The sequence below is a fragment of the Pseudoalteromonas ardens genome, from assembly GCF_030125445.1.
GTDB classification, from domain to species: domain Bacteria; phylum Pseudomonadota; class Gammaproteobacteria; order Enterobacterales; family Alteromonadaceae; genus Pseudoalteromonas; species Pseudoalteromonas ardens.
Genome location: NZ_JASJUV010000002.1, coordinates 1,080,204 through 1,093,238, shown reverse-complemented (window position 1 = coordinate 1,093,238; position 13,035 = coordinate 1,080,204). Strand labels below are relative to the sequence as shown.

The 13,035-nt window shown below is 48.5% G+C and carries 8 protein-coding genes; 3 read left to right on the top strand and 5 right to left on the bottom strand.

What is annotated here, in order from left to right:
* Window positions 1-84: 84 nt before the first annotated feature.
* Complete coding sequence (locus QNM19_RS09845; RefSeq protein WP_082225441.1) at window positions 85-1,458, top strand: MATE family efflux transporter; 1,374 nt, start codon at window positions 85-87, stop codon at window positions 1,456-1,458.
* 92 nt (window positions 1,459-1,550) lie between these two features.
* A complete protein-coding gene (locus QNM19_RS09840) occupies window positions 1,551-2,894 on the top strand; it encodes a response regulator (RefSeq protein ID WP_049864610.1) in 1,344 nt (447 codons plus the stop codon).
* A gap of 46 nt (window positions 2,895-2,940) precedes the next feature.
* On the opposite strand, the gene QNM19_RS09835 is transcribed toward QNM19_RS09840, so the two are convergent.
* The 4 genes from QNM19_RS09835 to QNM19_RS09820 all read right to left on the bottom strand — a co-directional run bounded on the left by QNM19_RS09835 (window position 2,941) and on the right by QNM19_RS09820 (window position 10,013).
* Window positions 2,941-3,285 carry an Hpt domain-containing protein gene (locus QNM19_RS09835; protein WP_049864609.1) on the bottom strand — a complete coding sequence of 115 codons (345 nt, stop codon included), beginning with the start codon at window positions 3,283-3,285 and terminating at the stop codon, window positions 2,941-2,943.
* Window positions 3,275-5,965, bottom strand: coding sequence for a PAS domain-containing hybrid sensor histidine kinase/response regulator (locus QNM19_RS09830; protein WP_049864608.1), 2,691 nt, complete (start codon window positions 5,963-5,965; stop codon window positions 3,275-3,277). Before QNM19_RS09830 ends, QNM19_RS09835 begins: the two co-directional genes overlap by 11 nt.
* 214 nt (window positions 5,966-6,179) lie before the next feature.
* Window positions 6,180-7,970, bottom strand: coding sequence for an alpha-keto acid decarboxylase family protein (locus QNM19_RS09825; RefSeq protein ID WP_049864607.1), 1,791 nt, complete (start codon window positions 7,968-7,970; stop codon window positions 6,180-6,182).
* Window positions 7,971-8,051: 81 nt separating this feature from the next.
* On the bottom strand, window positions 8,052-10,013 hold the full coding sequence (locus QNM19_RS09820) for an FAD-dependent L-amino acid oxidase (protein WP_049864606.1): 1,962 nt from the start codon (window positions 10,011-10,013) through the stop codon (window positions 8,052-8,054).
* Between the two features lie 405 nt (window positions 10,014-10,418).
* Between QNM19_RS09820 and QNM19_RS09815 the strand changes: the two genes are divergently transcribed.
* Window positions 10,419-12,050 carry a winged helix-turn-helix domain-containing protein gene (locus QNM19_RS09815; protein WP_284026641.1) on the top strand — a complete coding sequence of 544 codons (1,632 nt, stop codon included), beginning with the start codon at window positions 10,419-10,421 and terminating at the stop codon, window positions 12,048-12,050.
* Between the two features lie 18 nt (window positions 12,051-12,068).
* Here the strand turns inward: QNM19_RS09815 and QNM19_RS09810 are convergent, their stop codons facing one another.
* The gene (locus QNM19_RS09810) at window positions 12,069-12,986 is read right to left on the bottom strand and encodes a glycoside hydrolase family 16 protein (protein ID WP_049866121.1); all 918 of its coding nucleotides are present in this window, start codon (window positions 12,984-12,986) and stop codon (window positions 12,069-12,071) included.
* Window positions 12,987-13,035 lie beyond the last annotated feature (49 nt).

The window sequence follows — 13,035 nt, the reverse complement described above, 5'->3', positions numbered from 1 at the left end:
GTGCCAAGTGAAACACAAAATAGTCGATGACGAGCTAAAAATAAACGGTACAATGAGTAAATTAATCATACAGGAATGACTTTAATGAAGGATCTGACTCAGGGGAAAATTGTTACACACCTTATTACTATGGCCGTTCCGATGGCGATTGGCATGTTTATCCAGACGTTGTATTTTCTGGTTGACCTGTATTTTGTTGGTGCGCTGGGGGCAACGGCGCTGGCAGGCGTGAGTAATGCGGGCAGTGTGTTCTTTTTTATTATGGCCCTGACTCAGGTTTTAAATATTGGGTGTGGTACTTTAGTGGCCCATGCGGTTGGCAGAAAGGATCGCGCTGAGGCCAACGCTTTATTCCATCAGAGTATGTTGATTGCGGTGTTTTGCACGGTGGCGTTTGGCGTACTTGGCTATGTATTTGGGCATTTGTTTTTTGAGTTTATGGCACCTGATGCCGCAACTCGCCAAGCAGCAACGGACTATTTTTACTGGTTTCTGCCTGCTTTATTACTGCAGTTTGGGCTTACCGTTATGGCGGCTGCACTGCGCGGAGCGGGTGTTGTTAAGCCCGTTATGTTGATTTCGATGTTGGCGGTGGTCCTGAATATTATTTTGTCGCCCATTTTGATATCCGGCTGGGGTACAGGCAATGCCCTGGGTGTGACAGGAGCAGGGTTGGCCAGTTCTCTGTCTGCGTTCGCTGCTATGGTGATGACACTGTGGTACTTCATCAGAAAAGTCGATTACCTTACTTTGCCAAATATGGCGCTGCGCCCTGATCGCAAGCGGATCCTCCAGGTTATTAATCTGGGGTTACCGTCAGGCGGCGAGTTTTTACTGACTTTCATGTACATGTCAGTGATTTACTGGGCCCTCAGTCAGTTTGCCGCAAGCGCTCAGGCAGGGTTTGGATTGGGTGTCCGGATCATGCAAGTACTTTTCTTGCCCGTTATGGCTGTTGCATTTGCTGCTCCTGCAATCGCTGCTCAAAACTATGCTGCCGGTAAATATGACCGGGTACAGCAAACCTACCGCTATACCAGTTTATTGACCTGTGCATTGATGGCCATACTTACCCTGGCATGTTTGATTAATGCAAGTTGGTTTTTCGCTCCATTCAGCGATGAGCCTCAGGTCATTTTGGTTGCCGCGACGTTTTTGGGATATGTCTGTTTGAATTTTGTTCCTGCGGGTTACACCTTTACGGCCTCGGGTATGTTTCAGGCGTTGGGCAATACCTGGCCCGCGTTATACAGCACCGCCAGTCGATTTGTGTTGTTTGCAGCGCCAGTTGTCTGGCTGGCAGGGCAGCAAGACTTTGAAATCGAACAGGTCTGGATATTCTCCGTTACGACGGTGTATTGTCAGGCCGTGATCAGCTATTTGCTGTTGCGTCGAGAAATGCATAAAAAATTGGTGCTGAGCGAAGCTGAAATAATGCCACCGGCTGTGCGCAGTTAAGCGTTTAGAGGCATTAGCATAAACACCTCTGCTTGGACTATCCTTAAGGTGCAGTCAATGAATTGATGGTCACCGAGGCTCAGGAGACAGGTATGCATAAAGGTGAGGTGGATTATGGAGAGCGACATCCAAAAGTAATCATGATTTGTGATGACGCGCACGAAATGGTGGGTGTTTGCAAAGTTATCAGCTCTCAGGTTACGGCGTTCAGAACGTTGGAGGGCACACACGACGCCCATAAAGTGATCCAAGCAGGCAAACCGCCTGTGCTTATTTTTGCTATGCTGCACGTTAAGGCGAGCATCGAGTCATACAGTGCTTTGGCGCGCAGGGGCGTGCTAGATTACCCGCATAAGAGTATCTTGTTATGCGAAAATAAAGAATCGGGGGTCGCCTTTCGCTGCTGCATCAAAGACATATTTAATGACTACTTTGTCTTTAAACCTATGTATGAAAATTATCGGCTCCGGATGATTTTACACAATATCTTGCAACAAGCCGAAGATACTCAGCAGATCACTGAACTAAAAGAAGAGCACTTTGGCCGAATAGATAACGGGCTGAAACAATTGATTGATCAGGCGTCTAACTATCGGGTTAACACAGAGCAGTCTTTCCAGCAAGCCAGAGCATCATTAAACGAAGCGCAAGAAGACGATGAAATAAAAGCGCAAATGTTACAGCAGCTAAAAGAAAAACATGTCTTGCCTTTACTGGACATGTTGCAGCAACAGTTGATCAAAGACATTCAACAGATCACTCAGCAACTCAATGACAGTCACTTTACCCTTAATGAGCTTGTCGACATGTTCAGTGGCTCACAGGCATCGGTATTTTCGTCGGTTCTGGACCACGGTGGTGCGCACAAAGAAGCGCTAGAACATGCTGAGCAGGCCAGTGTTGAGCACGAGCCAGAATCACATGAGCATCAGGTACATGAGTCCGGTGCACGGCCTCTCGGTTCTGAGAGTCATCATGACGACCACTCAGATCATGGCCATGGCTTCGATGCTGCGCATGCCTTCGATACTACGCAGGTGTCTGAGCCTGTGATGCCCAGAGATAAACGGATCATGATAGTTGAAGACAATGAAATCTATCGCGAGATGATCTCAGGTATACTGCGTGAACAGGGTTTTTCGGTCGATGGCATGGAAAACGGACTGGCCGCAATTAAAGAGCTGAGAAAGCATCGCTACGATATGATTTTCATGGACTTATTTATGCCGGGCCTGGATGGTTATAATACCACAAAAAATGTCCGGGCAATTGAACATTGCCGTGGCATACCCATTGTGGCGCTTACCAGTAACCGCAACAAAGACCTGATCCGGAAATGGGCTTCTCTGGGTCTTGGAGGCTATATTGTGAAGCCATCAACAAAGCGCAGTATTCTGGATGCGGTAAACAAGCTGTTAGGCACGGAATGTGCCTGATCCTCTGTCAGGTATCAATTGCGATTGTCGTGTTGTGTGATCAGGGTTAATTAATCAGCGCGTTAAGGGCTTTAACTTCCTGCGCTATATTGATCAACAGCGAGCGACAATGTTGACGGTCGGCTGACAGGGCTGCCTCTTCGAGCTGAGCCAGGTATTCACTGCACCGCTCTGCGCCTATGGCCCGGGCAGATGTTTTAAGAAAATGCGCATGTTCCTTTAGCTCTGGATAAGCCGCGTTGCTATAGGCGCTTAAAAATAGCTTGCAACTGGATTCTGCCTGAGTGACAAAATCGCGCTGAAACTTTTCTATGGTGGGCAAGTCTTCGCCAATTAAATCTATCAGTGTTTGTTGATTCAGTCTGGTTAGCTGTGCGTTGTTACTTTCCATACCATTTCTCTATGACGGTTTTAAAACGTTCGAGCTGAACGGGTTTGCCAATGCAATCGTTAATGCCGTATAAGTGGCAGTTTTCTAATTCATTTTTTATCGCTGCGCCAGTCACTGCCACAATTGGAATGGCCTTGAGCGCCAGCTGCTTTTCGGTCTGGCGAATACGCTTCGCCATCTCATATCCGTCAACAACTGGCATGTGGCAATCGGTGAGGATCAATTTGTAATCATCCTGACGCCAGCTTTCAAACCCCTGTTGGCCGTTTTCTGCGAGTGTGCAGGTGTAGCCTAACTTCGCTAGCTGTTTGACCATTAAGTTTTGATTAAAAGTGTTGTCTTCAACCAGCAGAATACCCGGGCGAAGGTCCGTTACCGTACCAGGTTCGTCAGTACCTGCATGTGTGCTACTGGGAACCGCTGGCAGGGGAACATTCGAAACAGGTTGTTGATCTGCTGTATAGGTGAGGAGATGCATCGCCTGACGCGTGATGCCATAACGAGTTGTCAGGTCGATATTCAGAAACGTTGCGTCTGGTAGCAAGTTTTTCAGTTGTTCGGTAAAACCACTTTGGTGGCAGATTAATACCCGGTGTGTTTTAAGTGTTTCCTGATAGTCACTTAATTGCGCAAGGTTCTGTTCTGAAAGAATAAAGCAACATATTAATGCCTTGTCCGAATCAGGAGGAGGAAGTTGTTCTAAGTCCGCCTGGTGCATGTGTAACGCTAATCCTTCCAGTACTGAGTATGGATATGACTCTGACGGATTAAGGTGAGCGGGCGTGATATAAATGTCCTGGAATAAAGCGGTGTCGCAGTGATGTGAGAATCGGTGGATCGGAATACTGACTCTGAAAATACTGCCGCGATCCACTTTACTTTTTAGTCCTATGCGTCCGCCCATCAGGGTGATGATTTGCCTCGAAATGGCCAGCCCCAGGCCTGTTCCACCATACACCCGAGTGGTCGATTTATCGGCCTGGGTAAAGGGGTGAAAGAGCTTTCTCTGGGTCTTTTCATCAATACCGATACCATTGTCTTTCACTAAAATACAGAGCTCGCCCTGACTGTGACTTTGGATCTGCCAATCCACTTCAATGACGACATTACCACTGCCTTTGGCCGGGGGACCACTGAACTTAATGGCATTGCTGAGTAGGTTGAAGAGTACCTGACGGATCCGGTTTTCGTCGCAGTAAAGCATAGTGGGCAACTGCTGTGACTCAATGACCTTGAGACTGACATGGCGCTTTTCAGCATTGGAGGCAAAGGTCAGCAGTACATTATGCAGCGTTTTTGAAATATCAAATTCCCTAAACTCTAACTCTAACTTGCCTGCTTCTATTTTATTGATATCCAGAATATCATTCAGAATGTCGACCAGATTCTTAGCTGAGACGGATGCGGTTTCGAGCAGCTCCATCTCTTCAGGATCATGCTTTTGCAGTGAGAGCAGCTCTAGTGAGCCGATTATGGCATTCATTGGTGTTCTCAGCTCATGGCTCATCATCGCCAAAAAGTCAGACTTGGCCCGGCTTGCGCGCTCAGCTTTAGTAACAGCACATTTCAGATCTGATGTGCGGGCTTTGACGCGCGTTTCCAGCTCGGCATTTAATTTGGATAGCTCCATGTTGGCACGATACACTTCGGATTGATCGACACAGACACCGTCAAGGCGATAGTTGTTACCATAATCATCCTGAGCAACCACACCTTTGGCGAATATGTGCAGCTCCTCGTTACTAGGCAGGGTAGCCCGAAATACCTGTTCAAAATCATTGCCGCTTTCAAGGGCTTCTTTGAGTCCATTGGAGACACGTTCACGGTCTTGCGGGTGAATGCGTTCAAGCCACTTTTCATAGCGTCCGGTATCTTGTGCTGCCAAATCAAAAATGGAACTGGTTTGTGGGTCCCAGTCCCAATACCACTGAGCGTTTTTTCTGAGCACACTCCAGGTACCGACTTTACCAGCTTCCAGTGCAATACGACGGCTTTCATGGGCGCTGTTAAGGTGGATGAGCATCTGTTTTTCCTGGGTGCATTCACGCAAGGTACCAAATAAGCTCAGATGAGCACCACAGCCGTGGCGCTGGTCGCCACTGAGTTCAAACCAGTGTGGCACAGCGTCTATTAATACACGAAATTCAAATTTTAGCCGGACGTTAGACTGAATATGCTCCTCAATGAAACTCAGTGCCAGTGGACGGTCATCTTCATAAATCAAATTGGTAAAATCATGCCAGTCGGTTAATGAGGGGCAGTGTAGTAGTGCGCAAAAAGTCTGAGAAAAGTAAGGGTTTTCGAAGGTGGTATCAACCTGCCATACCCCAATGTCACTACATTGTAGTGCCAGTTCAGCCAGCTCACCGAGATGTGGCAGGTGTTGATGGCTGATTGGATTAATGATCAGGCAGGTATCAGCGCTGAGGTGGTTACTGACAATAATATTGAGTCGTATGCCTGAGGGTAAGATGGCCAGCGCAGAGCTGCCCGCTGTCTGGCTGAGAAAGTCACTGTCCGCTTCGCCGGGTTCTGCAATTTGGCACAGATCAAAAAAGCAAACAGGTTGCGCTTTGTGATTGCCCAATTGCAGGAGTGTCTCCGCAGCCTGGTTGAAATCAATTACTTGCCATTGGCTGTTTACGGTAAGTATCGCGAGATCCAAGCTCTGGATATCCATGTCTTTTCCCTGCCTGACTATGCCTAACTTTATTATTGTACAATTTGCGACGATTGGGGAAAAATTGACTCAGATAATGTGTCTAAGTGTTAGTGTGCGTGCTCGGGAGTATCTCGCAGAAGCCATGTTAATAAAGTGCCGCATAGGGAGTGGACTTTTTGATGTCTGCGGCCTGATATTGGCCCCCGCATCCGGAGGCCAATGCTTACATAACTTAGAACTTGCTGGCAGGTGGCCACTGTGAGTTCGCGATTTCGTCTTCCCCGACGGCGCTGTTAGCTTCAAGGCTGATAGAGTGAGGTGTATCTGTTTTGGGAATGGTTACTTCTACAACATAATTGTTGTGTGTATCGGTTCTGATCTCTTCCATCACAGCCATTAACTCACTCAGGTTATTCACTCGCCGTCCTTCACCACCAAATGCCTGGGTAATATTGGCAATTTTCCAGGCTGGTAAATCATTGTAGCTGTAGACAGTGTCGAGCAGCTTGTCCTGATAATCAACCGGCGGTGTTCTGAAAGGGTTAGGGTTGACCAGGTATTGCTCGATACCATAAATACCGTTTGCCAATACAAACACGACGGTATTTTGTCCATAAGCATGTTGGTCAGCAACGGCTTGGCAAGTTTCATGAAAAGCGCCATCACCAACGACAACAACCGCACGTTTATCCGGGAAGGCGCATTTAATTCCCGTGCCGGCAGGTACAGAGTAGCCGATGGACAGCCAGGCAGCCTGAGCAACAAAGCCATCTTGCGCTGGTATTTTTACACTTTGTGCGCCAATCAGCGGGAAGCCCGCATCTACGACCAGAACATCATCTTCATCAAGCCATTGGCTGAGGGTAGCAAAGAAGCTGTCATAGCCCAGTTGGATATCTGCTGTTGCGCGCTTCAGCAGTGGTTTTTGCATACGCAACCCTCTTAAACTGGCGGGTTGCTGCGTTGCCAGTGCAGTGAACTCCTCAATCAGACACTGTAGGTAATCTTTAAGGGTCGCAGAGGCGTAGTAGTTGGCACCAACGTATACCCCTCCTTGCGCAGCGAGCACAGTGCGGCTGCTGCGAATATCCTGATTACCGGTATCTTTGCCGGTCGTCCAGGCACCAACACCAACTAAAACCCCGTCGTCTCCAACCAGGGAATCTACCTCGGAGGGGCTCATGGTGACACAGCCTTCAAACCAGGGGTGAGTTTCAGCAATAACCGATTTGCTTAAGGCAGAGGTGACAAAGTGAATATGTCCTTCGGGCACCGTATGACTGCGATTTATCACTTCAAGCAATTCCAAGAAGGTATTTTGCAGGCCAAAACGTTGTAGCTCTACGCCTGCCCAAAAAATACTTTTTGGTTGGCTAAGCATCAGCTCTACCGTTGCTTTAGCTGCCTGCTGTGCTTCGCTGACGGTGACGCTGGCTGGATTATTCAGTGCCAGAGGCTGACCAGGTTTGATGCAGTCTGCCCGCCAGACATCCTCACTGACTTCGAAATACACGGGTCGGCGCTCTGACAGCAGAGCCGCCAGGGCTGAATCAATCTGATAAGGTGCCTGATTGGCATTGGTGATACGTTCAGCTGCGACGGTGACTGGTCTGAACATGTGAATATCGACAAATTCATAGCCGGTCGTGTGTGAGTAGAGCAGTCCGGCATTCTTTGAAATCTGATCTTCTTTGTTGGTGGGGGCGCCGTTGATCAAGATCACTGGGACCTGCTCAACGAACGAACCGGCAATGGTGTTGAGCAGGCTGAATGCACCTACGCTATAGGTAACGTACAGAGCACTTGGGCCTTTTAATCGGGCATATGCATCTGCTGCAAACCCGGCACAAATTTCATTGGCATTGCCGTTAATTCTAATCGGTGAGTGACTGTCAGCCAGTATAGTGTCTAGTAAAGCCGCGGTATAGTTGCCGGCGACACCAAACATTTGGTCGACGCCAATTTCCTCTAGTCGTGCTTTGAAATAGTCCGCGACTGTAAAATGGTGCGTTATTTGAGTCATTGATTCTCTCCTGGGCAAGCTTGGCAGGTGTCTCCTGCCTGTAGGTAGTGAGGGCACCCGAAACAGGTGCCCAATGCAGGATCATTTAAGGTCGAAGTAGCTGAGGTTCACACCCAGCACGTTTTCGACCTCTGATGGCTTCTCAATCGGAGCGCTACCCGTTGAGAAGTTTGGCTCAATATATTGATTGATAAGCTTGCTGGCGTTTTCTTCATAGGCAACTTTAATGGCTTCAGATGAGCTGATGTGTGTCGTCTGCTCATACACTTCGCTCAGCGGCTGGAGTCCGAATCCTTGTTTGAGTGCGAGATCGGTAGAGCGTAATGCACCCTCTACCCACCCCTGGTAATCAGAAAAGGCTTCACCACAAGTAAACAGGTTTGGCAGGGGCTCTGTGAGTTCAGCCATCACCTGCTTGTCATCGGCACCCACCGCCCACTGGTGTACACCAAAGCCAAATTGTTGGCTTGGCGGCACATCAAAACGGACGCTACCTTGCCAGATCCGCGCACTGGTCAGGATTGGCTCTGGGACGTAGTGTGTATTGAAAATGTCTTTGAAGAACCGAGTGGCTTGCTCTACCACCGCGGTTGATGCTGGATAGATATCACCCGGTACGTCGGTGACATAGTCGTCCTGATGTGGGTGATGATAGATCTCTCCAATGTTCTGCAGCGCGCTCCAGAAATTAATGTTCAGGTAGTCACAATATATCGTCAATGCAGCGGGGCGCTCGTATTTTTCACTGCTGATATGGTCCAGTTTTGCCTGAGTGCTTTGTGAAGGTTCGGTTTTACGCTCCTGATACATCAGGGCCGCAACCAACTCTTCGTTTACCGCATAAAATGGGTATACCGAGCCGGTCGGTAAATCGGCAAAGTTAGGTCCAAACTCGACGGCAGGACGTCCGGTGGTGCCGCGTCCCCACCAGGCAGTGTCGTAATAGAGGTTAATCTTCAACAGTGGCTGGTTTGAGGTGGATTGCAACGTGTTCCACAGTTGTTCTGAGCGCTCTTTATCCAGCGTGTTAAACGCGTTGGAGCGAACAAAAAGTTTCTCCAGTGCTAATCTGGGCAGGGCAAGAATGACTTTTTCGGCGGTGACTTTACCTTTGTGGCTGCGTCCGTTGTCGTCTGTGTGGAGGTAGTGCAGTTCGTAGTGGTTGTTCTCTTCTACAAAAGAGATTTCTTCAATACTGGTTTGCAGGTGAATGTTGTCAGTGCCTACTTTATCAACTAATGCATTGGGCAATGTGCTGAATCCGTCTTTAAAGGTTTTAAATTGCACACCTGCCGGAAAGTCTTCCAGCAACTGATAAGCCACCCCGGCATTCATCTGTGACAGAAAAGTGCCATTGAAGCCAAGTACACGGTACAGCATGTTTATGCATTCCTGAGAGTAACCCATGGCCGTGTAAAGGTCCCATAACGTCCACTCATTGAGCGTTTTGCCTTGCCATTGGCATTCCAGTCTGAATGCCTGCCAGAATTCCGGGCCCCTTACTTCTGGGCGGGCCTTAAATTGAGGATTAGCCTGAAGAATGCGATTGAAGACCACATTCACAATGTCCTTTGGGTTAACGCCCTGCTCAGATGGTGCCAGATTATAAAGCTCAGACCAAATCTGATAGTTATCTTGCGCTGCGGTGTTAACGCTGAAGCTTTTACCGCGGAAAAATAATCGGTTATCGCCGCCGCTGTTCATGGGAAAAGGCACTATCTGATCCTGGAGGTCAAGGTTAAGGAACAGCGCCATCAAGTCATCCATGCCATCGAATAAAAATCGCATGCCACCTTGTTCTTCTTTTACTGTAATCGTGGGGGGCGTATCACTGCGTTGATTTTTGAATTGAATTAAATCTGAATCCAGTCGACCGCCAGTGCGATTGGAGCGCTCAAAGATTGCCAGGTTGTCACAGCCCGATTCATTTTGCAGCCGCCATGCACTGTATAATCCGGCCATACCAGCTCCTACAATGGCCACTTTCAGATGCTTAGGGAGGCTTTTGTCGCTGATCTCATTGCCAAAAGAATAATGCGTCATAGTAGTTCCTTAATTCGTTATTTACCGTTTTTTGTCACAAACGACGGCAACAATCTTTACGACGACTTCTGTTCAGTTGTGTGGGCTTGTTATCGCTGTCTTTTGGTGAAGGCCTGACAGGCATGAGCCAAAAATAGAGAGCAGCCTTATTACAACGCTGACACCAAAAAGACATAATCCACATAAAATGTAGCACAGGGGTTAATTTTTATATGGTTTGTGTCCAAAAAATCACAGTAATTACACTAGGTCGCTGAATACAAAACAGTTAAATTTGTCACCTCACTAATCCTATCCACGATGTCTGCCTTTAGGGGACTTGAGCCCGTTAAAGAAATATTGCACACTCATGACGGGAACACCGTGCTATTCGGTGCCATTACTGCTTTTGCAAGAGAAGGAACGATGCGTTATCTGCTCAACCAGGTTGAAATAGACTTACTTAAAGGCACCGCAACCACACGCGAAGCATCGCAGGATATTCGAGCTAAGACGTTGGCAGTGCTGAAAATATTGATCCAACATTCAGATCAGGTGGTGACCAAAACACAGCTGCTGGAAACTGTTTGGCAGGGCGTGGTGGTTCAGGAACAAGTGTTGGTTCAGTCTATCCGCGAACTGCGTGAAATTCTGGGCGCAGATTGCATCAAAACACATCCCAGAATCGGTTATCAACTGGTTGTGGCGCCAATCCCCATCCAGGGAGCTAAAGTGACCGGAAAGTGGCGTTTTGCTATGGTGTCAGTCGTGCTTATGCTTATTATCAGCGGATTGTGGCTAACTTGGATGCGCACAGTCAATCAGCCTGAGACTCGATACCCCACCGTTGCGTTTCTGCCGGTAGAGAATGCCATGCTCGATGATGTGCATGCTGCTGTGCCTTTACATGGCCTTGCCTATTTAAGTGAATACACTCAGGCAGAAGGGGGGTTGCCCGTCGTCGCGGCAGAGCATGTGTTAACAACTTTGTCTCACAGTCCCTGGTATTCTAACGATACTGCGCAGATCCGGTTGTCTCGACGCCAGGATGTGTTGCAACTCCAGGAGCGATTGGGGGCGGATTTACTGGTCGAAACTCGCCTCAGTGGCTTTCCTCAAGATATGCAGTTGCAATACACGCTGCACTTTAATCGCGGGGCTGAACAAGGGGTGGTCTTTGCGTCAGGTCCTGAGTTGGCCTATCAGGCATTGATAGCGCGACTCGTGACGCGATACGGCGAACATGACCAGAGATTAGACATACAAAGCAATCTGGATTTCAGTAATGAAGCCTTTGCCCGGGGCTTGCAGATGTATTTATCGCGCAACTATCAGGAAGCGATTGCTTTGTTGCGCTCTGCGCTCAGGCACGCTGCCGATCCCTTAACGGTCAGACGTTATCTTGCCGCAAGTCTGGCAAATAATGGCGATGTAGCGGCAGCGCTATCTCTGCTGCAGCAAAATATTGTGGCGAGGGGCGGTGACGTCGTGACTCGGCGTGAGCGTATGCGTGCCAATCTGATGATGGGTTATTTGCTCATTAACTGGCCTCAACAAACAGATCGTGAGCACGAACTGAGCAGGGCGGAAAAGTACATAGCGACTGCGCGTGAGCAGGCCAGTGATAATTCGGATCATTTGTTTATTGCTTACGCGCTGGAAGAGCTGGGTAAGATAAAACGCATGCAGGGTCGTTATAGCGAGGCTTCTCGTTTATTGCACTCAGCGCTGAGCTATCATCAGCGCTTTGATGCGATTTATGGCCAGACCAATGCATTGATTGAGCTGGCGCGGATCGCAACTGAGCAGGGAGAGGAGCAGGAAGCGACGCATTTGTTTGCACAGGCACATCGGGTGGCTGAGGCCAGTAACGCTGTTCCTAACCAGATTTGGATCTGGCTGGCGCAGGCTGATTTGCTGCGCCAGGCTCGTCAGGTTGAGCAGGCAAATCAGCTTGCATTACGTGCCAAAGCCTTGGCCAAAAGTGCAGATGATCCGGTGTTGATTGAACGTGTTGAGGCCTGGTTTGCCAAAGCTCCCATTTACACGGTTAACTAAAGGCACAGCGCCGTGCTTTTACAGGCTGCAATAGTCATCATACCCAGAGGATGGCACGGTATCTTTTTGACGCACATTCTGTTTGCGTAATTGTTCAACCTGCTTGCCTACCTCATTGACTGCGACAATCTTATCTTTGACGAAGTAAACCCAATCAACATCTTGATAATATTGTCGCATCTCTTTGGAATTGACGATTTTATTAGGGTCAAACCACTGGTTGAAGTTTATCGACATCGCCACTTCCGGGTAAACTTCACTGCCATGTTCCGCGTACAGTTTGCCGTTTATGTAGTATTTCAGCGTGTTATTGCCAACTTGCAACACCAGCGTGTTCCAGCCTTGCAGTGGATTAATGTCGTAGTCATAGGCGTTAACTTTGGTCCAGGGCGTGAGCTGAAAAGTTTCCCAGGAGGTTGCGAACAAGGCATGCCGATCGGTGCCCCATCCTCCATTTGGCAGGTACTCAAAATCCATTTCACTGTAGTTCTTATCCATAGGAGCGGCCAGTGGGCTGATCGCATAAAAAGTCTGGATCACCCCGTCACCATCCGGTCCATATTGGGGTTTATCGGTAAAAAAGACCCGCGCGGCATAAGTCCCTTCAAGGTATTTCCGTTTATGGCATACCTGTACATGGCGGGTATTTTCGGCACTACCATCGGTTTTTGAGGTTAACCGCATGACCCGATTATCCGGGTTATGTGGATCAGCATGGAAGCTCACGCCTTCATGCCACCAGGTCGCATTTTTAATGCCGGGGTGGCCGACATCTGAGCGTAGTTGCCAGCCATTATCTTGTGCTTGCTCAAAACGCGCATAAGTGAAATCGTCAAACATGATTTGGACCGGCTGAGCACCCAGAGGTTGGCTGGTACAGGCAATCAGCATACTGGCACTTAAAACTGAAAAAGAAAAAAAGACGGGGTTTTTCATCGCGTATTCCTTGTTGTTATTGGACAGCAACAGCGTTGACCGAAACAGC